The sequence below is a fragment of the Streptomyces mesophilus genome (assembly GCF_040300965.1).
GTDB classification, from domain to species: Bacteria; Actinomycetota; Actinomycetes; order Streptomycetales; family Streptomycetaceae; genus Streptomyces; species Streptomyces mesophilus_A.
The window spans coordinates 22,413-47,239 of the sequence record NZ_JBEPEW010000027.1 but is presented as its reverse complement, the minus strand read 5'-3'; the positions used below and the strand labels follow the sequence as shown (position 1 = coordinate 47,239).

Genomic DNA, 24,827 nt, shown 5'->3' with positions numbered 1-24,827 from the left:
CGCCCGCCTGCTCCTCAGATGCTGAAGAGCAGGTCGATGGCGCGCGTCAGCTCGCGTACGTCCAGGTCCATGAGGTACTGGTCGAACTCCAGGTCCGCTCCGGTGCGTGTCGTGGTCGTACGCGTGATGACATCGTCGATCTCACCTGGAGCGATCGCCGAGAACTTCGTGGCGGAGCCGTTGAACACGATCTGCTGCGGCAGGAAGATCGCCGACTCGAACCTGCCCGGCACGGTGAGCTCCAGGGCCAGGATCCTGCGGAACCGGTCCCGGATCCGGGAGATCTGCTTGCCCACCGACTTGGCCGCACCCGGCAGTTTGATCTCCGCGCCTGCCAGGAGACCCAGATACAGGGTCTCGACTTCGATCCTCGCGGACGGTCTGAAGAGCGAGAGCCGGACCGTGTCCACGAACTTGACCTTCCGGCCGCCCGGTGTGTGGATCCAGACGTCGTAGCCCTGGGTCACCTCGTCGAAGCTCCCGGCGAGCCCTTCGATCCTGCGCCCGCGTGCATCGACCAGTCCGGGCGCCTTGCTCCGCACGAGTGCGTTCATGGCGGCCCGTTCGATCTCGGCACGGGCGTCCAGTTTCCGGTTGAGCGGCCCGTGTCCGTTCACCAGGAGCTCGAAGCCCTCGCCGCCGAACACGCCGCGTAACCCGACCTTCTTCAGGGCGAGTTCGGATTTGGTGTACGCCGCGTAGTCCACTCGCTCGGTCAGCCGCAGAAACCAGTGCGCGACCGCGTCGTGGGTCTTGAGCCTGAGCAGCCCGGGGTCGATGTGCATCGCCTTGCTGGCGGCGGCGAGCGCCGGCGTGAGGGCGAGCAGCTGCTGGGTGCGCAGCGTGCTCGGCGGTGCGCCCATGAGCAGACGCAGATCCCGCAGTACGGCGGCGAAGGAGTCCCCCGGTGCCTTGCTCATCCCGTGCATGGGCAGGCCGGCGGCGTTGAGCAGCTTGGTGGTCTGTTGCATGGCCGGGTTCAGTGCGTACGCGAGGTTGTACTGCTTGGCCATCCGGAGGCCTCCTCAGACACCCAGCAGCGTGCGCAGATCGCCGTAGTACCCGTACGCGAGCAGCAGCGGCTTCACCTCGGCCCAGCGTCCCACGCCCAGCTGGAGCACGGCCAGCAGCAGGCTCTCCTCGATGTTGTCGAGGAAATCCCGCCGGTAGGCCCGTAGTTCACCGAGTCTGGCGAGCGCGGGCAGGGCCAGCGCGTCCGGTGCCATCAGCGTGGTCGACAGCGTCTCGTTGAGGAGGGCGAGCTGGGTCACCGTCGAGTGGATCGTGTAGGCGAGCAGGATCAGGTCGCCTGCGACGGCGATGCCGCGCACCAGCGGGCTGATCTCGGCGGCCGGGGTCGCGAGCAGGATCAGCGAGAGGCCGGCCGCGGCCTGGCTGAATCCGGACCAGAACTTCTTCCAGCCCTCGGAGGACGCGTACCGTTCGGCCAACTGCGGGCCGAGTTCCGCCATGTAGTGATGGCGTACCACGTAGGCGAAGCTGTCGCGGCGGAGCGTGCCGCTCTCCACGAGCGTATCGAGCACGGAATCGCAGACCAGGGGGAACCAGCGGGCGCCCTCGGGAGTGTCGTCGACGCGGTCGAGCGCCCTCTCGACGCACAGGGCCTCCGGCCGCCGGCGGTCCAGGACGGTGTTTTCCACATCGGCGACCGAAACCGGCAGAATGTCCGGTCCGTACGCGCGGCCGGAGGGCAGCAGCCAAGGCACCAGGCCCTTCGCGGCGTCGATTCCGAGGCCGAGCCGGTCCGCCCGGTCGAAGAGTTCCTTGAGGAGCGTGCCGAGGTCGTGCTCCAGATCCTGCTGAGTGGTCTTCTCGGTCATGCCCTCCAAGGCGAGCAGCGCGAGCGGGGCGTTGAGCTGGATCACGGCCCGCATCCGTCGGTAGAGGGCGCCCATGGAGGACGCCACCCCGTCGGTCTCGTCCTGCCCGGCTGCGAGCTGGTCGCAGGCCTTGCGGGCGCCGTACGCCTCCTTCATCGACGCGAACAGGGCGGCCGCGAACTTCCGGTCGCGGAGCGCCCACTTGTCGACCTCTGCCGCGCCGGCGCGGCCCATCGAGACCAGGACCTTGACCTGGTGGAAGTCGAACCTCTTCCAGGCGGTGGTGAGTTCGACGGAGACCTGGGAGAGCTGCAAGGTGAGATGTTCGGCCGCCAGCCGCTCGATGTCGATGAGTGCCTCGCGCACCAGGAGATGGAGCGCCTTCCTCGTGAAGTCGAACAGGGCGCCGGCCTCCTGCCAGACCGGGTCATTCGTTCTCATCTTCGCGAGGAGCAGCTCGGCGGCCGACTCGATCGCACCCCAGCCGTGCAGGGTGTACAGATCGAAGAACTGCCGGAACAGCTCGCGGTCGAAGACGAGTTCATAGGTCTCCGGGTGACCGGTGAGCAGCCTCAGCCGGGGATAGCGGGACATGCCCGCCCGCCCGTACGAGGAGTCCATCCGGGACCGGAGCTCGAGCTCCTTCTCGTACGCCCTCAAGCGCTCCGAGTACAGCCGCTTGAGCCGGCCCGCCAGCGTCGAGTCGTCGTCCGAGGCCGGCAGCGCGAACGGGTTGAGGCCGCGCGTCAGCGGCTCGCGGGGATCGGGCCGTACCTCCGCGTACGTGAACATCACGGCCTGACCGCGGCGGGGTGGGTCCAGCCGTTGGGGGCGGGCTTCGGTACGGACGGCTGCTGGTCCTTCTGTTGCTGCTTCCCCTTGTCCTTGTCGGCGTCCTTCGCCCGCTCGGCCACCAGATCGGGCAACGCGTGCTGACTGGCGTGCAGATGGACCAGGGTCGTGGGCACGATGAAGGACCACGGCTCGCCCTCGGGCTCCGCGTGATAGCGGTCGTCCTGCTGTTTGCGCAGCTCCTCGTGGATGGGCAGATACAGGGAGTCCCCGATGACCGGTGAGTCCCCGCCGAACCACGGCTCCCTGGTGCACAGGAAGTGCTCCACCGAATCGTCGTACTGCGGAGAGACGGGTACGAGCACACGGACCGCGCCCGCGCGCAGGAACGCCTCGAAGTGCGGGTCGGTGGCCTCGGTGCGGCCGCTCAGCTCCACCCAGCGCTCCGGGACGCGCCAGAAGTACGGGTAGAAGACGTAACTGATCTGCCGCCAGTCGAAGGCCTGCTCCAGGAACTGGATGTGCTTGCCCTTGTCCCGGGCGGGCCCGAGCAGGGGCAGCGGGTACGTCACCGTGCGCGGCCCGTTGTAGAACGTGACGCACGTCGGCTCGTCCTTGACCTCCGTGACCTTGACCCGGGTGGTGTCGGCCTGGAAGTCCCGGCCGCCCATCGTCTCCTTGCCGGTCAGCACGTCGTCCACGTGATCCGCGTCGAACTCCTTGCTGATCATGGCCAGGCACTGGCGCTTGAGCTCGGTGAGGATCGTCTCCCGGTTCACCGCCTCGGGGCCGCCGCGCAGCAGTTCGGCGACCGGTACGGCGCTCAGTTCCGCGACCTGGTTGCGGTAGTCGATGGAGCGGGAGCGGTAGTCGAGCTCCTTCTCCTGGTTGAGCGCGTCGACGCGCTTCTGCTCGATGGCGAACACGGCGCTGTAGATCTTCTGCTGCCAGGCGGCCAGCGCCGTGTCGCTCCTGCGCAGGATGAGCGTGATCGCCAAGTGGTAGTCGGTGCAGTCCTGATGCGCGAAGGACAGCGTGAGCAGGTCCCCCTCGACCGGGATCTTCGGACCCACGGCCGGCGGCACCGGACCGTCGGCGGGCGCCACGTCGTTGTGGGGCGGAACCAGCAGGTGGTGGCTGGTCGGATGGGTGCTGTCGTCGTAGCGGAGCAGGTCCCAGCCGTTCATCGTCACGTGGAAGAGGTTCCGGTCGAACCAGGCCGTCTGTCCCGAATCGGGCCCGTCGATCTTGTCCACGGCGCGGTACTGGAGCCGCCCTGCCGGGCGGACCTTCTCCACCACGAACCCGTCGAGCCCCTCGACCCGGGCCTGGTAGGTGTCGACGATGAGGTGCCGGTCGCGGGGGATGCCCTCGCGGGAGAACATCGCCTTGTTCGTCTCCGCGTTCACCAGCGTGACGCGCTTGTCCATGACCGGGTAACTCTCGCCCGACAGGCCGTACTTCTGCTGCAGCCCCGCGAAATACGTCGGGTTGATGTCCGGCGGCGTGAACGGCAGCTGCACCGTCTTGAGGACGGGAGGGTCCGGCGGCCTGGGGCATGGCAGCTCCGCCTCGTGCTGCCGCAGCCGCGACTGGACCCAGAACGCGGAGGGCTCGGGAAGTACGAACTCGAACATCATCCGGCGGCCGTAGTTGAAGACCTGGGCGCGGTACTCCTTGTCGACCCAGCGGTAGATCCCGGAGACGTGGCCCTTGCCCTTCTCGTTGTGGAACTCGTGCTCGTTGCGCTCCTCGACCTCGTGCAGCTTCGTCATGGAGCGCAGCTGCACCGTGCGGGACTGCACCCGGCTGACCGCCTTGCTCACCACGTCCTGCGAGAAGTTCAGAGCGGCCTTGTCGGTCCTGTCCTCGGACCTGCTCCAGGTGAAGCCGCCGCCGATGTTCACCACGACACTCGGCGCCTGGCCGTAGCTCAGACTGAGGTTGGCATTGGCGCCGAGCTGCTCCTTGACCACTCGCTCGCACTCGTTCTTGACCTCGAAGCGCGTGGTCGAGCCGGTGTCCGTGGTCGTCTCGTTCTCCTCCTCGGACGTGCTGGAGAACACGTCCTCGGTCTTGCTGAGCACCCGGTGGTGGCGCTTCTTGAGCTCGCCGAGCATCACGTTGTGGATGTCGGAGATCTCCCCGTCGCGGTAGCCGACCAGCCACTGTTTGACGACCTTCAGATCGGCCACGCCCACGGGCCTGATCTCGTTGAAGGGGGTGCCGCAGTAGCGGAAGAGCTTCGCGAACATCGGGTGCACGACCGGCTTCGCGACGAGCAGCGTGCCCAACTCCTCCGTGGTGACAAGAGGTTGGGTCGCCATGTGCTCCAGGACGTGCAGGGCGCGCAGCCCGTCGATGATCGGGGACAGGTCGAGCGGGCACCAGCGGCGCAGGATGTAGAGCAGGTACAGGGCATCGAACAGGGCTCGTTTCGCCTCGCCGAACCAGCCGCTGTGCACGGGACCGTCGTAGACGGTCTGCACGATGTTCGCCCCGCCGAGCGCGCTCTCCACCTGGGCGGGGAACGAGGGCGGCAGTTTTCCGGTACGGGCCGCCGCCGTGCGCAACACCGTGAGCACCGCGGGCAGCCGGCCCACGACGGGTACGCCGAGGATCTGCTCGATGGTGTCGGGCAGGACGTAGTAGACGTCGCCCACCTTCAGATGGGCGTGCCGCTCGAGTTCGGAGATGTCGAGCGGCTCGTACTCCGACCTGCCTTCGTGGCAGGAAGCGGCGACGCGCGGAGTGAGCAGGGTGAGCAGCACCTGGAACAGGGACTCCATGGCCTTGTCCGAGGGCGGCAGTCCCTCGCAGCACACCTTGCCGTAGACGAGCTTGCCGATCTCCGACGGGCCGTCCGCCACCTGAAGTTCGACGTCCTTGCGCACTGCCTCCTTGTCGAACAGCACGATCAGATCGTCACGGATGTACGAGCGGCGCAGTACGCCGGGGTCGACCGCGCGAGGCGGCCGCACGACCAGGAAGTCCAGGATGGGCAGCCGCTCCGACTCCTGCGGCCCCGTGTCGGCTATGTCGGCCACGCCCGGTCACCCGGTGAGTTCCGGTCCCTGTGGCCGCGGCTGCGCCGGGCCCAGATTGTGCAGCGCTTTGTGCCACAGGAAGCACCTGGAGGCCAGTTCGACGAGCTGGTCCGTCGGCCCGTTCTGCGGGAAGTCCAGAATCGCGATGATCGCCTCGGCGCCACGCAGTGCGGCGAGTTGCCGCTTGGCGCTGGACGTCCGGGTGGTGGGCGGCAGCCGGTCGGCGCCAGGTGCGGCGGGCAGCGGGATACGCCGGTCGATCTCCTCGAGCAGCTTGTCGGCGTTGGAGTCCTCGACGAACGGCCAGTCGGATACCGGGGGAGCGGTGATGCCGAACACCGCGTTGACGCCGGCGTCGTGCAGTACGGGGTACGCGAGCTGCCGGGCGATACTGCCGAGGCTCTCCTCGACGTTCCAGATGAGAGTGTCGCCGTGCAGCCCCTGGAGCAGGCTCAGCATGGTCACATGGGCATCGCGCACGCCGGCGAGCAGCAGGTCGACACTGGTGTCGTACACACGCTCCGCGTACCTTCGGGACGCATCGAGCAGCGCGTCGCGCTCCTTGGGGAAACTGAACTCGCCCATGGCGTGCATCGATTGGGCTGCCGTCTCCTGGAACGCCCCCTGGAAGATGGCCGAACGCTGGGCGCCGTCCGGCACCCGCTCGTCGTGTCCGTAGCGGGCCCGCAGCCGGGCGAGATTGCCGGACGTGCCCTTCTCCCGCAGCCGTGTGAACAGTTGCGGCTGCTCGACGGCGGACAGCGCGACCCGGTGGGCCGCACACACCACGTGATCCATCTGCAGATAGAAGTAGAGCGCGGCGACCTGCCGTGGCTCCGAGGTCATCGCGTCGAACGAAGCCTCGTCGGTGATGACGCGGCCGGAACCGCCGCCCTCCCCGCCGGACCGCCGCCTCCGGTCTCCCCCGCCCGTCTCCGAGTTCTTGCGGCTGCTGGTCGGCATGGCGCGGCCCCCTTGCTCGCGGACGGGGCCGGACCGGAAGGCCGCTGCCCCGGGCCCCGCAGCATAGGAGGACAATCCGGACCTGACTACGGTGGTCGCAAAAGGGCTGAGTTGTCCTCGGTTGGATGGCCCATGACCTGTGCGGGGGTCCGGCCGAACCTTGCGGGCGTGGTGCCCGGAGGCTCGTCACGCCTTCCGCGTAGGCCTCCGGGGCGTCAGGGCGGGGCGTGCGGGGGGCGCGCGGGCCTCACGTCGCCGAGAAGCCGCCGTCCACGAACAGGGTCTGGCCGGTCATGTAGCGGGCGGCGTCACCCGCGAGGAACAGGGCCGGGCCCGTGAAGTCCTCAGGTGTGCCGTTGCGGCCCATCATCGTGCGGGCCGCCAGTGCTTCGACGCGGGCCGGGTCGGCGAACACCGCCTCGGTGAGCGGGGTTTCGACGAAGCCGGGGCCAAGTGCGTTGACGCAGACGCCGTTACGTGACCAGGCCTCTGCCTGGGAACGGGTCAGTGCGCAGATCGCGGCCTTGGACACCCCGTACGCGCCGCTGTTGCCGAAGGCGCGCAGGGACTGCTGGGAGGCGAGGTGGATGATCCGGCCCCAGCCGCGCTCGGCCATCTTCGGGCCGAAGCGCTGTCCGAGGAGGAAGGGGGCGTCGAGGTTGACGGCCATCGTCGTGTCCCAGTCGGCGGCCGTCAGGTCGTCCAGCGGGGGACGGAGGTTGATGCCCGCGGAGGTGACGAGGATGTCCGGTTCGCCGTACGGCCGTACGGCTTCCTCGGCGGCTGCGCGCAGGGCGTCGCGGTCGCCGACGTCGGCGATGACGGAGCTTGCCTCCAGGCCCTCTTCGCGCAGGGCGCCGACCGTCTCCTCGAGCGCATCGGCCCCGCGGGCCATCAGGACGACCCTTGCTCCCGCCCGCGCCAGGGCGGTGGCGACGGCTCTTCCGATGCCGGAGCTTCCGCCGGTGATCAGGGCGGTGCGGTCGGTCAGGCCGAAGTGGGTGGTGAGGTGCGGGGTCGGGTCGGTGCTCATGGGGTGATCTTGCCGGATGGGTTCGCGTGCGTTCGGGCTGGGGTCGGTGGCGTCTGCGGGTGTGTTGTCGGGTGCGGGTGGGGGCGCCTGCGGCGGGCTGATATCCCCTGCCCGCCCCTTCCCGAAACCGGGGGCTTCGCCCCCGGACCCCCGCATCCGGACTTCGTTCGGATCTCCTCAAGCGCCGGAGGGGCTGAGTTGGCCGGGCGGGCTGGGATTGCCGGGCTGGGTTGGGTTGGCGGAGTGGCCGGGATCCGCCGGGAACTGGCCCGCCAGCCAGGTCGGGACGCCTCCCAGGAGGCGGAAGAGGCGGGCTGCCTCCGCGCGCAAGCGGGATGCCGTCGGTTCCGGTTCCGCCTCCGCGAGGGCGACCAGCGCCGGGGCCGTGCCGACGAGGTAGCCCAGTTCCTCCCGTATGCGAAGGGACTCCGCGAAACCGTGGCGGGCCTCCGCCAGTTCGCCGTCGCGCAGGGCGAGGCCCGCGAGATGGCGCCAGGTGAACGAGAGGAGGAGGGGATCGTCGTGGGCGGCCGCACCCGCGTGCGCCCGGCGGTACGCCGCGAGCGCGGCCTGCGGGGCGTCCGCGATGTGCTCGGCGATCAGGCCGCGGCGGAAGTCCAGAAGGGGGCGGCCGGGGGCGCTCGGGTGGAGCAGGGCGGCGGCTCTGCCGAGCGCCGCGCGGGCCTCGTCGGCGCGGTCGCGTACACCCAACACCGTGGAGGCATAAGCGAGTTGCCCGCGCTCGCAGGCCGCGGCGCCGCGCTCGTCGTCGCCTTGGGCGAGAGCCTCGGCATTGCGCAGGGCGTCCTCCGCCTCGGGCCAGCCCTGCTCCGTGAACAGGCAGCGCTCGACCAGGAGGGAGGCGCGCTGCAGCGCGGCGCCGGCGGAGTCGGGCGTGAGCAGCGCGGCCGCGTCGGTCCAGCAGCCGCGTGACCGCAGACGCCAGACGGCGCTCTGGAGGGCGGAGCGCTTCAGCGTGGGGTCGGGGGAGGCGGTGCCGGGTGGTGCCGGTGCCTTCGGGTAGGTGGCTTGCGTGGACTTCGCAGTGGACTCAGCGGTGGATTGCGCAGTGGATCGCGTGGACTTCGATACGGAATCCGAGCCAGACACGGCGGTGTCCGCCACAATTCCCCTCCCCAGGAGCGCGTCATTGAGCTGTGGCGGCATCTCAGCACGGATTCAGGCGAAGCGCCAAGGGGGTAGGTGAAGGAATTCACAATCTTGAGCGGATCACGATACGCGTGGGGCGGGTGCGTTCACCGCACCCGCCCCATCACGCGCGCCCGGCTCACGGGTGCTGTGCGCTCAGCTCATCCGCAGGGCCAGGAAGAAGTCCAACTTGTCCTCCAGGCGCGACAGATCACGGCCCGTCAGCTGCTCGATGCGCCCGACGCGGTACCGCAGGGTGTTGACGTGCAGGTGGAGACGCGAGGCGCAGCGGGTCCAGGAGCCGTCGCAGTCGAGGAAGGCCTCCAGGGTCGGGATGAGCTCCGCGCGGTGGCGGCGGTCGTAGTCCCGCAGCGGGTCGAGGAGGCGCGCGGTGAACGCGCGGCGGACGTCGTCCGGCACGAAGGGCAGGAGCAGGACGTGCGAGGCGAGCTCCTGGTGGCCGGCTGCGCAGACCCGGCCCGGGCGGGCGGCGGCGACACGGCGGGCGTGCCGGGCCTCCTCCAGGGCGCCGCGCAGACCGTCGGCCGAGTGCACGGAGGCCGAGACGCCGAGCGTGAGGCGGCCGTCGTCCGAGAGGCCGGCCGCGAGCGGCTCACGCACCGTGGCGAGCAGCGAGTCCGCGATCAGGCTGGGCTCCGGGCCGTCGTCCGGCGTCACGGCCGGCAGCGGTACGAGGGCGATCGCCTCGTCGCCGGTGTGCGCCACCGCGATCCGGTCCGAGGGCTCGGGCCCCGAGGCGGTCGGGTCGACCAGGATCTCCTCGAGCAGTGACTGGGCGACGGGGCCGCCCTCGATGTCGCCGCCGTCCCACTCGACGCGGGCCACGACGACCTGCCAGTGCGGGGCCGCGCCCAGGCCGGGCAGCAGCACGGGGGCCGCGACGCGCAGACGGGCCGCGATCTCGGCGGGCGCGGCGCCCGTCTGCACCAGCTCGAGGACCTCCTGGGCCAGCCGGCGCCGTACCGTACGGGCGGCATCGCGGCGGTCGCGTTCCACGGAGATCAGCTGCGTGACGCCCTGCAGCAGGTCGAGCCGCTCCTCGGGCCAGTCGCCCGCGTCCGCCTCGACCGCGAGCAGCCAGTCGGACAGGACCGTCTCGCGTACGTCACGGGAGGCGGTGGCCGCGCCTCGGCCGCTGCTGTGGATGGGGAAGAGCGAGTAGGTGGAGCCCTGGACATTCACACGGTGCGGGCCGCGCCGGCCCGTACGGATGGCGGCCAGATGCTCGGCCGCGAGCGCCGTGCACACCTCGGTGGACAGCGGTTCGCCGGCCGAGCGGGAGCCCGCGATGGGGCGGCCCGCGGGGGAGAGCACCCACGCGCGCAGATCGAGGTCGGTGCCGAGCAGGTCGAGCACCACGTCCGGGCCGCCGCCCGCCGGGCCCGAGGTCATCAGGCGGCGGTGGCGGTCCACCACGGCCGCGAGGTCGCCTGCGCGCTCGCCCGAGACCTGCCGTACGACGTATTCGGTGATCGTCGCGAAGGCCACCCGCTCGTTGACCGCGAAGAGCGGCAGACGGTGGCGGACGCAGGCCTCCACCAGATCGTCGGGGATGTCGCCGAGCTCGGCCTCGCCGGCCGCGAGCGCCGCGACACCGGTCGAGGCGAGGATCCGCACGAACGGCTCGGAGTCCTCGGCGGACTGCCGCCACGCCAGGCCGGTGAGCACCAGCTCACCGCCCGAGAGATAGCGGCTCGGATCACGCAGATCCGTGGTCATCACGCCACGGACGGTGCGGTCCAGCTCGTCCTCGCCGCCGAGAAGCCGCAGCCCGAGCACGTCGGTCTCCAGAAGGGCGCGCAGCCGCATGTCGTACCTCTCCGCTGTCCTGGCTTGAATCTTGTCGCTCGTCCGAGTGAAGGCGGTTCCCGAGGAAACCAATGGGGCCGGTGGGGCCCGCTCTTCATACGAATCTACAAGATGGAAGCGACGACCAGCGAACTCCTTCATGGTTTCGGTGACTGACCGGGACGAAGGTCCCGGCGGTGTACTTGCGCTATTCCGCGTTAACAGCACGTGAACGAGTCGGGGTAGGGACTTCGGTCCCCTGGCTCGAAAAGACCCTCAGAACGACCCGAGACGTAGAAGAGAGCCGTACCCATGGACTTCCTTCGCCCCGCCAGCTGGGAGGAGGCGCTCGCCGCGAAGGCTGAGCACCCCACAGCTGTGCCGATTGCGGGTGGCACCGATGTCATGGTCGAGATCAACTTCGACCACCGTCGCCCTGAGTACCTGCTCGACCTCAACCGGATCACCGAGTTGAACGAGTGGCACGTCGGCGAGGAGAAGGTCGCCCTCGGCCCCTCCGTCCCGTACACGAAGATCATGGAGAACCTGCGGACCGAGCTGCCGGGCCTCGCGCTCGCCTCGCACACCGTGGCCTCCCCGCAGATCCGCAACCGCGGCGGCGTCGGCGGCAACCTCGGCTGCGCCTCGCCGGCCGGTGACTCGCACCCGGCGCTGCTCTCCTCGGGCGCCGATGTCGAGGTCGAGTCGCAGGCCCGTGGCTCGCGGCTCATCCCGATCGACGAGTTCTACAAGGGCGTCAAGCGCAACGCGCTCGAGCAGGACGAGCTGATCAAGGCCATCCACATCCCGAAGGCGGACGGCCCCCAGCAGTTCTCCAAGGTCGGCACCCGTAACGCGATGGTCATCGCGGTCTGCGCCTTCGGTCTGGCGCTGCACCCGTCGACCCGCACGGTCCGCACCGGCATCGGCTCCGCGGCCCCGACCCCGGTCCGCGCCAAGGCGGCCGAGGAGTTCCTGAACGCGGCGCTCGAAGAGGGCGGCTTCTGGGACAGCGGCAAGATCATCACCCCGTCCATCGCGAAGCAGTTCGCGACGCTCGCGTCGGGCGCGTGCAACCCGATCGACGACGTGCGCGGCACGGCGGACTACCGCCGCCACGCGGTCGGTGTCATGGCCCGCCGCAACCTGATGTGGACCTGGGAGTCGTACCGCGGCGAGGGCCGCACGCTTGAAGGGGCGGCGTAACGATGCGCGTCAATTTCACGGTCAACGGCCGCAAGCAGGAAGCCGACGACGTCTGGGAGGGCGAGAGCCTTCTGTACGTCCTGCGCGAGCGCATGGGGCTTCCGGGTTCGAAGAACGCCTGTGAGCAGGGCGAGTGCGGTTCCTGCACCGTCCGCCTCGACGGCGTGCCGGTCTGTTCCTGCCTCGTCGCGGCCGGCCAGGTCGAGGGCCGCGAGGTCGTCACCGTCGAGGGCCTGGCGGACTACGCCAAGCACCGCGAGGACAGCCACCCGGGCGGCGCGTGCGGCTCCGTCTGCGGCGGCACCGATCTGCAGCAGGCCCGCCAGTGGCAGGCCAAGGGCACCGACGGCCAGACCGGCGAGGGTGGCGACCTCTCCCCGATCCAGCAGGCGTTCATCGACGCCGGCGCCGTCCAGTGCGGTTTCTGCACCCCCGGTCTCCTGGTCGCGGCCGACGAGCTGCTCGAGCGCAACTCCTCGCCGTCCGACGGCGACATCCGCGAGGCGCTCTCCGGCAACCTCTGCCGCTGCACCGGTTACGAGAAGATCCTGGACGCGGTCCGCCTGGCGGCCGCCCGTCAGGAAGAGGCGGTCTGATCATGGCTGGCACCACCACGGGTGTACCCACCAACGTCACCCAGAAGCACAACCAGGGCGGCATCGGCGAGTCCACGCTGCGCCCCGACGGCACCCTCAAGGTCACCGGCGAGTTCGCGTACTCCTCGGACATGTGGCACGAGGACATGCTGTGGGGCCAGACCCTGCGCTCCACCGTCGCGCACGCCGAGATCGTGTCCATCGACACCTCCGAGGCGCTCAAGATGGACGGCGTCTACGCCGTCCTGACCGCCGACGACATGCCGGCCGCGAAGAACTACGGCATGGAGTTCCAGGACACCCCGATCCTGGCGTACGGCAAGGTCCGTCACCACGGTGAGCCGGTCGCCCTCGTGGCCGCCGACCACCCGGAGACCGCGCGCCGCGCCGCCGCGAAGATCGTGATCGAGTACAAGGAGCTGCCCCTCATCACCGATGAGGCCTCGGCGACCGCTCCCGACGCGATCCTCGTGCACGAGAACCGGGACGACCACCACGCCCCGTTCGTGCCGCACCCGAACATCGTGCACCACCAGCCCATCCAGCGCGGCAACGTCGAAGAGGCGGCCAAGAAGGCCGACTTCATCGTCAAGGGCGAGTACACCTTCGGCATGCAGGACCAGGCCTTCCTCGGCCCGGAGTCCGGCCTCGCCGTGCCCGCCGAGGACGGCGGCATCGACCTGTACGTGGCCACCCAGTGGCTGCACTCGGACCTCAAGCAGATCGCACCCTGCCTCGGCCTGCCCGAGGAGAAGGTGCGGATGACGATGTCCGGCGTCGGCGGCGCGTTCGGCGGCCGCGAGGACATCTCGATGCAGATCCAGGCCTCCGTCCTGGCGCTGCGCACCGGCAAGCCGGTCAAGATGGTCTACAACCGGACCGAGTCCTTCTTCGGCCACGTCCACCGGCACCCGGCGAAGCTCTACTACGAGCACGGCGCCACCAAGGACGGCAAGCTCACGCACATGAAGTGCAAGATCGTGCTCGACGGCGGCGCCTACGCCTCGTCCACGGCATCGGTCGTCGGCAACGCCTCGTCCCTCTCGGTCGGCCCGTACGTCATCGACAACGTCGACATCCTGGCGATCGGCCTCTACTCCAACAACCCGCCCTGCGGCGCCATGCGCGGCTTCGGCGCGGTCCAGGCGTGCTTCGCGTACGAGGCGCAGATGGACAAGCTGGCGGCGAAGCTGGGCATGGACCCGGTGGAGTTCCGGCAGCTCAACGCCATGGAGGAGGGGACGATCATGCCGACCGGGCAGCCGGTCGAGTCCCCCGCCCCGGTCGCCGAGCTCCTTCGCCGCGTCAAGTCCCGTCCGCTGCCGCCCGAGCGCCAGTGGGAGTCCAGCGAGGGCGCGGACGTCCGCGCGCTGCCGGGCGGTCTGTCCAACACCACGCACGGTGAAGGCGTCGTGCGCGGTATCGGCTACGCGGTCGGCATCAAGAACGTCGGCTTCTCCGAGGGCTTCGACGACTACTCGACCGCCAAGATCAGCATGCAGGTGATCAACGGCGAGGCCGTCGCCGTGGTGCACACCGCGATGGCCGAGGTCGGCCAGGGCGGCGTGACCATCCACGCGCAGATCGCCCGTACCGAACTCGGTGTCCAGCAGGTCACCATCCACCCCGCCGACACGCAGGTGGGCTCGGCCGGTTCGACCTCCGCGGGACGCCAGACGTACATGACCGGCGGCGCCATCAAGAACTCCTGCGAGCTCGTCCGCGAGCAGGTCTTCGAGATCGGCCGGCGCAAGTTCGGCTCGTACCACCCCGCGTGGGCGACCGAGGAGCTCACCCTCGAGGGCGGCAAGGTCGTCACCAACGCCGGTGAGGTACTCGCCTCCATCGTGGACGTCCTCGAGGACGAGGTCGTCTCGGTCGAGGAGGAGTGGCGCCACCAGCCCACCGAGGCCTTCGACCGCGTCACCGGACAGGGCCGCGGCCACGTCCAGTACGCGTTCGCCGCGCACCGCGCGGTCGTCGAGGTGGACACCGAGCTCGGCCTGGTCAAGGTCATCGAACTGGCCTGTGCCCAGGACGTCGGCAAGGCGCTCAACCCGCTCTCCGTCGTCGGCCAGATCCAGGGTGGCACCACCCAGGGCCTGGGCGTCGCGGTGATGGAAGAGATCATCGTCGACCCCAAGACCGCGAAGGTGCGCAACCCTTCCTTCACGGACTACCTCCTCCCGACCATCCTCGACACCCCGACCATCCCGGTCGACTACATCGAGATGGCCGACCCGAAGGCGCCGTACGGCGTCCGCGGGATCGGCGAGGCCCCGACCCTCTCCTCGACTCCGGCCGTCCTCGCGGCGATCCGGAACGCGACGGGTCTGGAGCTCAACAAGACGCCGGTGCGACCGGAGCACATCACCGGTACGTGACGCGCCAAGGGACGGAGGGGTCCGGCGGTTTCCGCCGCCGGCCCTCTCCCTCCCACAGGGGTGAAGCCGACTCGTACAACAGGTCGCCCAACCCCCGCTCCGGGCACCGGAGTTGCCGAGAGGTCATAGGTCAAGTCCTCCGGCAGCAGCCACACACTCCCGCCCGCAGCACCCGGCACCCGCACCGCTCGCGGTAAGCCGAAAGAACTCCCCCGTTCGTCTCGGGCCGTCCCCCGGGTCGTGCAGCCCAGAGCAATCCCAAATCTCGCAGATCGCATGCGGGTGCCCCTATGAACCTTGGGAGTAGGCACCATGACCCAGCAGTACACAGAGCCGAAGGTCTCGGAACCCGATGACTCGGGACGGGGCTCGACTCCTCCACCCTCCGGTGGGAACTGGCTCGACCGGTACTTCCGGATATCCCAGCGCGGTTCGACCGTCGGCCGGGAGGTGCGCGGCGGCATCACCACTTTCATGGCGATGGCGTACATCATCCTCCTGAACCCGATCATCCTGAGCGGCGCCAAGGACGTCACGGGTGCCCAACTCAGCGTGGCCCAGCTCATCACGGCGACGGCCCTTGCCGCCGCGGTCACCACCATCGTGATGGGCTTCATCGGTAACGTCCCGCTCGCTCTCGCGGCAGGACTCAGCGTCTCGGCCGTGATGGCCTTCCAGGTCGCCCCACAGATGACGTGGGGCAACGCGATGGCCATGTGCATCATCTACGGCGGCATCATCGTGCTGTTGGTGATCACCGGTATGCGCGAAATGATCATGAATGCCATCCCGTTGGCGATCAAGCACGCGATCACCATGGGCATCGGCCTCTTCGTCACCCTCATCGGTCTCGTCCAGGCCGGCTTCGTCACCTCGATGCCGTCCGAGCCCGGTGCCATGTACGGCAAGCCCATCCAGCTGGGTCTCGACGACAAGCTCGTCGGCTGGCCGGTCGTCTGCTTCGCGGTCACCGTGCTGCTGATCTTCGCCCTCCTGGTCCGCAAGGTCCCGGGCGCGATCCTCATCGGCATCGTCGGCGGCAGCGTCTTCGCGGCGATCGTCCACCAGGTCGCCGGTCTGAAGGTCTCGGACTGGGGCATCAACGCCCCGACGCTCGACTTCGGTCACCTCGTCTCGTCGCCGGACTTCGGTCTGTTCGGTGAGGTTTCCTTCAGCGGTATCGGGGACATCAGCGCCATCACCGTCGGCGTCATCGTCTTCACCCTGGTCCTGGCGGGCTTCTTCGACGCCATCGGCACCATCATCGGCATCGGCCAGCAGGCCGGACTCGCCGACAAGGACGGCAAGATGCCGGGCCTCAACAAGGCCCTGGCCATCGACGGCGCCGGCGGCATCGTCGGCGGTGTGGCCGGAGCCTCCGGGCAGACCGTGTTCGTCGAGTCCACCGCGGGCGTCGGCGACGGCGCGCGCACCGGCTTCGCCAGCGTCATCACGGGTCTCGGCTTCGCGCTGTGCCTGTTCTTCACCCCGCTCGCCCAGGCCATCCCCACCCAGGTGGCGGCCGCCGCGCTGGTCGTCATCGGCTCGATGATGATGTCCACCGCCAAGCACATCGACTGGAACGACCAGTCGGTGTCCATCCCGGTGTTCCTCACCACCGTCCTGATGCCCTTCACCTACTCGATCACCGCGGGTATCGCGGCGGGCATCATCGCGCACGTCCTCATCAAGGCCGTGCAGGGCAAGGTGCGGGAGATCGGCTGGCTCATGTGGGCCCTTGCCGTCATCTTCGTGGCGTTCTTCTCACTGCACGCCATCGAGGGCTGGCTCAAGTAGCAGTTCCGCCTTGATTCCACACACCCGTAAGGAGACCGAAATGCTGGACATCGCCGAAGAGCTCAACCGGTGGGTCGAGCAGGGACGCGACTTCGCGATCGCCACCGTCGTGGCGGTCAGCGGCAGCGGGCCCCGGCAACCGGGTGCCGCGCTCGCCGTCGACAGCGAGGGCACGGCCATCGGCTCGGTCTCCGGCGGGTGTGTGGAGGGGGCGGTGTACGACCTTTGCATGCAGGCACTCGAAGCTGGCACAGACGGCGAGACCGTGCTCGAACGCTTCGGCTACAGCGACGAGGACGCCTTCGCGGTCGGTCTGACCTGCGGCGGCATCATCGACATCCTCGTCACCCCAGTACGTGCGGACGCTCCGGGACGGGGAGTGTTCGCCGCTGCGCTGTCCGCGGCCGCCACGGGGGAGGCGGCCGCGGTCGCGCGGATCACGGACGGTCCGGCCGAGGTCATGGGCCGCGCACTGCTCGTACGTCCCGACGGCTCGTACGAAGGCGGCCTCGGCGGCCACCCCGAACTCGACCGCACGGCGGCGGCCTCGGCTTCCGCGATGCTCGACGGCGGAAAGACGGGAACGGTCTCCATAGGCGAGGACGGGTCCCACTGCGGTCAGCCGCTCACGCTGCTCGTCGAGTCCTCGGTCCCGGCCCCGCGCATGATCGTCTTCGGTGCCATCGACTTCGCGTCCGCCCTGGTACGGGTCGGCAAATTCCTCGGCTACCACGTCACCGTGTGCGACGCGCGTCCCATCTTCGCCACGAAGACCCGCTTCCCCGAGGCGGACGAGATCGTCGTGGAGTGGCCGCACAAGTACCTGGAGCGCACGGAGGTCGACGGCCGTACGGTGCTCGCCGTGCTCACCCACGACGCCAAGTTCGACGTACCGCTCCTTCAGCACGCACTCAAGCTTCCCGTCGCCTATGTCGGCGCGATGGGCTCCCGCCGCACTCACGAGGACCGCAACAAGCGGCTGCGCGAGGTGGGCGTCACCGAGCTCGAACTCAACCGTCTGCGCTCGCCGATCGGCCTCGACCTCGGTGCGCGCACGCCCGAGGAGACGGCCCTGTCCATCGCCGCCGAGATCGTCGCATCGCGACGCGGCGGCAGCGGGGTCTCGCTCACCGGCGCGCACACCCCGATCCACCACGACGGCACCGCGGAGCCGGCCGGCCGGATCGGCTCGGTGGCCTGACGAGGCCACCTGCCGACCTCGGCACCACGAAAGGGCCCGCTGCCCCAACGGCGGGCCCTTTCGGCTTTATCGGTACCGGGCTCTTTCGGGTCTACCGGTACCGGGCTCTTTCGGGTCTACCGGTACCGGGCTCTTTCGGGTCTACCGGTACCGGCCTCTTTCGGGTCTACCGGTACCGGGCCCATCGGGCTGTGCCGGTACCGGCCCCGATGTCTTCGCAGTGCCGGACCCGATCGCCTTCGCCACTGCCATGCCTCGTAAGGTCGTACGGATGATTGAGGATGTGAACCCCGGCGTGCCCGACCCCGAACTCTCCATGCTCAGCCCGGAGCAGGCCGCGCGGCTGCGTGAACTCGCCGCGCCCCACCTGCGGGACGGGACGTACGGGCTGCGCAATCTCGCGCAGAAGTGCCGCCAGGCTCCCGAGGAGCAGTGGCCGGCCCTGGTCGAGCAGCACTTCGCGCACCTGCGGTCGGCGGGAACGGGTGGCGAGAGCCGCGAGGAGATCCTGAGCGGTGTGCACTCGCGGCTGCTTCCGGAGGACTCCTTCACCGCGGAGCTGCTGCCGGCGATGCGGTACACGCGCCGCCTGGCCGACGGGCTCGTCTTCGCGTACGCCCTCGACCAGCCCTCCACCGTACGGATCCTCACCGACCGCGACGTGGAACGCGTCGGGGACGAGGACGTGTTGTGGGACGCGGCGTACGACAACGTGCTGCAGGTGCCCTTCACACACGAGGAGATCGCGCTCGAAGGGCGCGCGGTGCTCCGATCCGTGTACGGGGACTCGCCGTTCGTGGCGAGCCGCGCGCTGTACCTGGACCAGCTGCACCACAAGGCGACCGGCGGCAGTCTGCCGAAGGCGGGTGCGCTGTTCGTCGTGCCCACCCGGCATCTGATCGCGTACCACCCCCTCGCCGACGGCTCCGTGGCCGAGGCGATCAACGACCTGGCGAAGTACGGACTCGGGGCGTACGAGGACGGTCCCGGCTCGCTCTCGCCGCGGCTCTACTGGTGGCACAAGGGCCGGATCACCTCCCTCACCGTGATCGACGAGGAGACGAAGACCTTCTCCATCGAGCCGCCGCCGGAACTGCTCACCCGGCTGCGGACCCTGGTGCGGCTCGACGACGAGGGCCGGCTGCGCGGGCGCGCGGCGGCACAGGTGCCGGCGGCGGCCGAACTGCTGGGCGCGGCAGGTGAGTTGACAGCCGGCCTGCCTGAGAACCCCGGGACACTCGCCGCGGTCTTCCCCAAGCTCGTCGAGCTGGCCCACGCGCACTGCGCGGCCGATCCGGACGCGGCCCTCGCGGACACCTGGGACGCCTGGGCGACTTCCCTGCAGCTCGGCTCCGCGCTGTTCACCGGAGCGGAACCGCAGACATGCGCGCTGGGCGAGGACCTGGAGCGCCCGCTGCCCGCCTTCCCGTCGAACCCGCCGGCGGACGCCCGCGGGTGGCTCGACGCCTTCTACATCGCCGTCATCTGCCGCGAACGGGGCCGGATCGAGCGGCTGCGCCGGGTGCCGCTGGACCTTCTGAAGCAGGACGCGACCGCGGACACGTATCTGCTGCACTGGATCGACACGCTGCAGACGTACTTCGACCACGACCGCCCCATGGACGACGTGGTGGAGAAGCTGCTCGCCACCATCGACGCGTCGCACGGGGACGCGGTGACCCGCGCTCCCGTGGAGTACGTCAACGCCATCGAATACCAGCCGGTCGCGCTCTTCCACCGGTTCCTCGCCCGCGACCACGAGAAGTTCGCCAGGGCCCTGGCCGAGGCGCTCAAGGAGCACGCCCGCTACTGGGGCGACTCGACGGCCCCGCGCGCCCAGCTCGCGCTCGGCCCGCTGGCGCTGGCGAGTCTGGCGCACGGGCAGGATTTCCCGGTCGACACGGAGCTGCCGTATCTGCCGAAGTATCTGGCGGATGGTGGGCGTATTGAGGTGATTCCGGGCTGAGTTGGGGGTGTCGGGGCGGGTGGGCCGACCGATCCTCCGGGGTGAGTGGGTGAGTGGGTGAGTGGGTGAGTGGGTGAGTGGGTGAGTGGCTGGGCGGCTGAGTGGCTGACCGGGCCGGCCACACCTCGCGGCTGACCGGGCTGCGCGGCCGAGCGGCCGCCCGTACCGCTGACCGGACCGCGCGGCCGCCCGCACCGCGCGGTCCGGTCAGCGGTGCGGCCGCCGGATCGCCGGATCCCGGGCCGAGCACGGCTGTCGTTCGGATCTTGGTCCAAGCTTCGGACAGGGGTCTTTCGTCCCTGCCGCGAGGGCCTTCCGCGCAGGACGCTGGCCATATGAGCAGCTACGCACCGGTGATCGCAGCAGTCGACGGTTCGGACCACAGCCTCGCCGCCCTGGAGTGGGCCATGGAGGCCGCGCGCATACGGGGAGCGGAGGTGCTGGCGGTCCGCGTACGGAGCACGGCCCCGACCTTGCCGGGGCCGGACCTCGCGGCCCTGCCCGCGCCTGACCTCGCGCCCCGGCCCCCGGCCCCGGCCGAGTGGGAGGACGACCCCGTACGGGAGCAGGTGGAGAAGTTCATCGCCTCGCGCACGGGCTCGTCCCGGCTGCAGTGGCGGGTGGAGAACCTGATCGCCGCCCGTGCGGACTCGGTACGTACTCAGCCGTCCGGTACGGAGCCGGCAGTCACGTACTCCGTCCTGGAAGGCGGCGCCCCCTCCGCGGCCCTCGTCGAGGCGGCGGCCGAGGCGCAGCTCCTGGTCGTCGGCTCGCGCGGCCTCGGCGGTTTCGCCGCCCTGCTGCTCGGCTCCACGGGCCGCAAGCTGGCCATGCAGGCGCCGAACCCCGTCGTGATCGTGCCGCACGCGGACCGCACGGCGGACCGGTCCGAAGCGTCCGGACCCGAGCAGATCGTTCTGGGCCTGGCCCCCGACGAAACCGCCGACGCCGCCGTCGAGTTCGCTTTCGCCGAAGCCGACCGACGTGGCGCCGAACTCCAGGTCGTCTCCACCTACTTGGTGCCGCTGACCTCGCTCCTCGTGGTCGGCGAGCTCGCCGACACCTCCGACACCCGGATCGGCCACGACCTCAAGGAGGCGCAGACCGCACGCCTGGCGCCGTTCCGTACCCGCTCTCCGTCGGTCCAGGTCGGACAGATCGCCACGGCGGGCGACCCGGCCGGCCGCCTGGTCACGGCGTCGCGCTCCGCGACCCTGACGGTGGTGGGCCGCCACCGCCGCCGTCTGCGCCCGGACGCGCTGGTCCTGGGCTCGGTGACGAACGCGGTGCTGCAGCACGCGCAGGGGCCGGTCGCGGTGGTCCCGGGTGACTGAGGGCCGGACTGTGCGAAGGGCCGGCGGGCCTCAACCGGCGGCCCCGCGGTTCTAAGGTCTCTCTAAGGATCTCCCACGGTTTCCGGGAAGTCCGGGTGTTCTGCTGGCCGTTGCGGGGCCGAAGAGGTCGGCTCACCGTCCGAGGGACACACATGCGACGACGCAACAGGTACGGAACCGCTGTGGCCGCCACCGGGTTGGCGCTGGCACTGGCGGCCGGGCTCACGGGCGCGGCCGCGGCCGACGGGGGCGGCGCGGGGAAGAAGCGCGACGCGGTGACGCAGACGGACAAGAAGAAGGGGGACGACGGGCAGTGGCTCGCCCGTCTCGCCGAGCGGTACGGAGTCGGCGAGGAGGCGCTCCAGAACGCGCTGCGCGCCGTCAAGGCCGAGTTCGGCGAGAAGGGCACGGAGCCCACCGGGCTCGCTCTCGCCACCGCACTCGCCTCGCGTCTGGACATCTCCCAGAAGAAGGCGGAGCAGTTGGTCCGCGAACTGTTCGCCAAGGGGCCTGTCGACCGGGGCCCGGGCAAGGAAGGCCACGGAAAGAAGGGGCCGGCTGAGAGGGGCCCCAGCAAGAAGGACCCTGGCAAGCGGACCGACAGCAAGCCGGTGCCCGGCAAGCCGGTGCCCGGCAAGCCGGGTTCCGGCAAGCCGGGTTCCGGCAAGGCGCCGGCGGACGACGCCAAACTCACCGAAGCCTTCGTCCAAGCGCTCGTCGACAAGCTGGGGGTGTCCCGCGAGCAGGCCGCGGCCGCCTTCGCGACCCTGGAGAAGCTCAGCGCCACCCAGGACGGTGTCGACCCGCGCAGCGAGGAGTTCGCCGCGCTCGCCCGCGGTCTGAAGGTGACGCCGGAGCGGCTCGAGCAGGTCCTGATCGAGGTCAAGAGGAGCCTGGCACAGGACGTCGAGGGCTCACCGAAAACTTACAAGGGCTGAGGCACCCTCGTGGGCGTGCGAGTCCTGGTGGTCGACGACGACGAAGCGGTGCGCCGTTCACTGGCGCACGCCCTGACGAGGGACGGCTACGAGGTGTCCGTCGCGCCCGACGGCCGCAGCGCGCTGGAGGAGATGGGCAGGTCCCGGCCGGACGCATTGGTGCTCGACATCCTGATGCCCGAGCCCAACGGTCTGGAGGTGTGCCGCAGTCTGCGCGTCCGCGGGGACGGCACCCCCATCCTCATGCTCACCGCCCGCGACCTGGTCTCCGACCGGGTCGCGGGCTTGGACGCGGGCGCCGACGACTATCTGGTCAAGCCGTTCGCCCTGGAAGAGTTCAGGGCCCGGCTGCGCGCGCTCCTTCGCCGCAGCGGCGCGGCGAGCGATGTCCTTTCGTACGCCGACATCACCCTGGACACGGCCGCCTGCCGGGCCCGCCGGGGTGCGCGCCGACTCGACCTGACCCGTACCGAGTACGCGCTGCTCGAACTGTTCCTGCGCAATCCCGAGCGGGTGCTCAGCAGGAGCCTGATCTTCGACTCCGTCTGGGGCTACGACTTCGGTCCTTCCTCCAACGCCCTTTGGGTGTACGTGAGTTATCTGCGCGGCAAGCTGGAGGCCGGCGGCGAGCCGCGGATCGTCCGGACGGTGCGCGGCCTCGGGTACGTACTGCGGCAGGAACCATGAGCCTGCGCAACCGCGTGGCGCTGGCCGGCGGTTCGGTGGTCCTGGTCGTCCTCGTGATCGCCTCGCTGGTGCTCTATCCGTCCCTCGACGCCGAACTGGACCAGGAGCACGACGCCACCCTCGTATCCGCCGTGCAGCAGGTCCCCGACATCGTGCGCACCCTCAAGGCGAAGTCCGAGGAGAAGGGGGACAGGCCGGAGTTCTTCGACGGGCGTCCGCTGGATGTGGGCTCCACCCGGGTGCAGTTGCTCATCGCCCCCGTGTACGCCGGTCCGAGCACGGGGTTCGTCGAGGTGACCACAGCCGACGAGCAGGTCGCCGACGGCACCCGCGAACCGTATTTCCGGTACGCCGACCACGGCGGCGTCCGCTACCGCCTCTACACCGCTCCCTTGTCCGGCTCGGAGGGCACGCTGGTGCGGGCCGCCATACCGGTGTCCGCGATACAGGCGCCGCTCGACCGTCTCAAGCTGCTGCTCTTCGCGATCACGCTGGGCGGCTCCCTGCTCGCGGCAGTCGTCGCGCGGCTCGTGGCGGGACGGGTGCTGCGGCCGGTGCGCGAGCTGACGGAGACGGTGGAGCACATCACCGCCACGCAGGACCTCGCGGCGCCGATCGAGACCCGGGGCAGTGACGAGATCGCCCGCCTGGCGCGGGCGTTCGCCTCGATGACGTCGGCGCTCGACGCGTCGGTGGGGACGCAGCGGCGGCTGGTCGCGGACGCCTCGCACGAGCTGCGGACGCCGCTGACCAGCCTGACGACCAATCTGGAGCTCCTCGGCGAAGGCAAGGGCGTCGCCGATCCGCAGGCGCCCGAGCTCGTCACGGCGGCGCGTGAACAGACCCGTGAACTCACTGTTCTGGTCAACGACGTGATCGACCTGGCCCGTTACGGATCCATCGACACCCCCACCGAGGACACCCGGCTCGACCTGCTGGCCCTGCGGGTCGCCGAACGGGCCGAGCAGCGGGTACCCGGCCTGCGCATCCATACCGACCTCGTGCCCTGCCTCGTCCACGGCGACCCGGACGCCCTGGAGCGCGCGGCGGGCAACTTGGTGGACAACGCGGTCAAGTGGAGCCCGCCGGGCGGGCGGCTGCGGGTGCGGGTCGACTCCGACGGCACCTTGAGTGTGACCGACGAGGGACCCGGCGTACCGGCTGCCGACCTGCCGTACATCTTCGACCGGTTCTACCGCTCGCCCCAGGCGCGCTCGCTCCCGGGGAGCGGCCTGGGGCTCGCGATCGTACGGCAGATCGTGGAGACCCACGGCGGGACGGTGGCGGCGGAGCGGCCGGCCGAGGGCGGCGCGTGCCTGCGGATGACGCTGCCGGTACTCGGCGGGCCCCGGGGCTAGGTCCTGCCTGGTCGACGGGTTGCGTGCCGGTCAGCACCTCAGACCGATGACAGCCCAGCCTCGCTCGGCGGCCCGGCTCACGACGTCGCCCCATTCGGTGACGAGTTGGGCGAAGGAGTCGAAGTCCTTGATCCATCCGGTGGCTTCGGCCAGGTGGAGCTCGAACGGTTCGCGCAGGGTTGCGACGTGCGGCTCCACCTGTGTCCAGAAGTCACGCAGGCGTGCCACCTCATGTGGCTCCAGCCACAACATGACCTCGGCTTCCGGGGGCCAGTTACCCGCGTGTGACTCCACGGTCGGAGTGAAGCCCGGAGCGAGGCTCTCCCAGTTGTATTCACCCCAGAACAACGGGGCTGCGAACTGATCGAGCGTGGCCCGCAGCGGCAGGTCGACGAAGGGGCGCAACTTGTCCCAGCGTTCGCCGGACCAGAAATGCGCCTTGTACGAGGTCCTGCCAAGGAACTCGAAGCGCGCCCACCATCGGTCATCGGCGGACTCCGGCCAGGTCCACCCCTTCGGGAGGTTGTAGTCGTACACGTCATTCGGTCCGAACGCGGCCGTCTCGACCAGCTGTACCCGCTGCTCCAGTGGCACCGACCGCAGATGCCCCCAGTCGACGATCAGCACCTCCATGCACACACCCATCCGCAAAGCCTACGAAAGCGGTACGGCCACCTCCGTTCCCGCCCCCGTCGAACCCATTGACGAGTCCATGCCCCTGCACAA

The 24,827-nt window shown here is 69.9% G+C and carries 18 protein-coding genes; 10 read left to right on the top strand and 8 right to left on the bottom strand.

What is annotated here, in order from left to right:
• Window positions 1-14: 14 nt before the first annotated feature.
• The 7 genes from ABT367_RS13025 to ABT367_RS12995 form a co-directional block, all read right to left on the bottom strand.
• Window positions 15-1,013, bottom strand: coding sequence for a hypothetical protein (locus ABT367_RS13025; RefSeq protein WP_352252572.1), 999 nt, complete (start codon window positions 1,011-1,013; stop codon window positions 15-17).
• Window positions 1,014-1,025: 12 nt separating this feature from the next.
• On the bottom strand, window positions 1,026-2,636 hold the full coding sequence (locus ABT367_RS13020; protein WP_352252569.1) for a hypothetical protein: 1,611 nt from the start codon (window positions 2,634-2,636) through the stop codon (window positions 1,026-1,028).
• Window positions 2,633-5,680: a hypothetical protein gene (locus ABT367_RS13015; RefSeq protein ID WP_352252567.1), complete on the bottom strand. Its 3,048-nt coding sequence runs from the start codon at window positions 5,678-5,680 to the stop codon at window positions 2,633-2,635. Before ABT367_RS13015 ends, ABT367_RS13020 begins: the two co-directional genes overlap by 4 nt.
• Before the next feature lie 6 nt (window positions 5,681-5,686).
• Window positions 5,687-6,643, bottom strand: a complete 957-nt coding sequence (locus ABT367_RS13010; RefSeq protein WP_352252565.1) for a hypothetical protein — start codon at window positions 6,641-6,643, stop codon at window positions 5,687-5,689.
• Window positions 6,644-6,890: 247 nt separating this feature from the next.
• Window positions 6,891-7,676 (bottom strand): SDR family NAD(P)-dependent oxidoreductase, encoded by a 786-nt coding sequence (locus ABT367_RS13005; RefSeq protein ID WP_352252562.1) that lies wholly within the window; start codon window positions 7,674-7,676, stop codon window positions 6,891-6,893.
• 177 nt (window positions 7,677-7,853) lie between these two features.
• The gene (locus tag ABT367_RS13000; protein WP_352252560.1) at window positions 7,854-8,786 is read right to left on the bottom strand and encodes a hypothetical protein; all 933 of its coding nucleotides are present in this window, start codon (window positions 8,784-8,786) and stop codon (window positions 7,854-7,856) included.
• Between the two features lie 195 nt (window positions 8,787-8,981).
• Window positions 8,982-10,655 carry a PucR family transcriptional regulator gene (locus ABT367_RS12995; protein WP_352252558.1) on the bottom strand — a complete coding sequence of 558 codons (1,674 nt, stop codon included), beginning with the start codon at window positions 10,653-10,655 and terminating at the stop codon, window positions 8,982-8,984.
• Between the two features lie 291 nt (window positions 10,656-10,946).
• Between ABT367_RS12995 and ABT367_RS12990 the strand changes: the two genes are divergently transcribed.
• From ABT367_RS12990 to ABT367_RS12945, 10 genes are all read left to right on the top strand, one after another.
• The gene (locus tag ABT367_RS12990; RefSeq protein WP_352252556.1) at window positions 10,947-11,840 is read left to right on the top strand and encodes an FAD binding domain-containing protein; all 894 of its coding nucleotides are present in this window, start codon (window positions 10,947-10,949) and stop codon (window positions 11,838-11,840) included.
• A 2-nt stretch (window positions 11,841-11,842) separates the two neighbouring features.
• On the top strand, window positions 11,843-12,436 hold the full coding sequence (locus tag ABT367_RS12985) for a (2Fe-2S)-binding protein (protein ID WP_352252554.1): 594 nt from the start codon (window positions 11,843-11,845) through the stop codon (window positions 12,434-12,436).
• Window positions 12,437-12,438: 2 nt separating this feature from the next.
• The gene (locus ABT367_RS12980) at window positions 12,439-14,820 is read left to right on the top strand and encodes a xanthine dehydrogenase family protein molybdopterin-binding subunit (protein ID WP_352252552.1); all 2,382 of its coding nucleotides are present in this window, start codon (window positions 12,439-12,441) and stop codon (window positions 14,818-14,820) included.
• Between the two features lie 312 nt (window positions 14,821-15,132).
• The gene (locus ABT367_RS12975; protein ID WP_352252550.1) at window positions 15,133-16,617 is read left to right on the top strand and encodes an NCS2 family permease; all 1,485 of its coding nucleotides are present in this window, start codon (window positions 15,133-15,135) and stop codon (window positions 16,615-16,617) included.
• Between the two features lie 40 nt (window positions 16,618-16,657).
• Complete coding sequence (locus ABT367_RS12970; protein ID WP_352252548.1) at window positions 16,658-17,818, top strand: XdhC family protein; 1,161 nt, start codon at window positions 16,658-16,660, stop codon at window positions 17,816-17,818.
• Window positions 17,819-18,089: 271 nt separating this feature from the next.
• A complete protein-coding gene (locus ABT367_RS12965) occupies window positions 18,090-19,784 on the top strand; it encodes an immunity 49 family protein (RefSeq protein ID WP_352252546.1) in 1,695 nt (564 codons plus the stop codon).
• Between the two features lie 335 nt (window positions 19,785-20,119).
• Entirely contained in the window at window positions 20,120-21,118 is a 999-nt protein-coding gene (locus ABT367_RS12960; protein WP_352252544.1) for a universal stress protein, read from the top strand.
• Window positions 21,119-21,270: 152 nt separating this feature from the next.
• Window positions 21,271-22,056: a hypothetical protein gene (locus ABT367_RS12955; RefSeq protein ID WP_352252542.1), complete on the top strand. Its 786-nt coding sequence runs from the start codon at window positions 21,271-21,273 to the stop codon at window positions 22,054-22,056.
• Between the two features lie 15 nt (window positions 22,057-22,071).
• Window positions 22,072-22,743 (top strand): response regulator transcription factor, encoded by a 672-nt coding sequence (locus ABT367_RS12950; protein ID WP_352252540.1) that lies wholly within the window; start codon window positions 22,072-22,074, stop codon window positions 22,741-22,743.
• 416 nt (window positions 22,744-23,159) lie between these two features.
• Window positions 23,160-24,101, top strand: coding sequence for a sensor histidine kinase (locus ABT367_RS12945; protein ID WP_434975456.1), 942 nt, complete (start codon window positions 23,160-23,162; stop codon window positions 24,099-24,101).
• Between the two features lie 30 nt (window positions 24,102-24,131).
• Here ABT367_RS12945 and ABT367_RS12940 read toward each other — a convergent pair whose 3' ends face one another.
• Entirely contained in the window at window positions 24,132-24,746 is a 615-nt protein-coding gene (locus tag ABT367_RS12940) for a hypothetical protein (RefSeq protein WP_352252536.1), read from the bottom strand.
• Window positions 24,747-24,827: the final 81 nt, after the last annotated feature.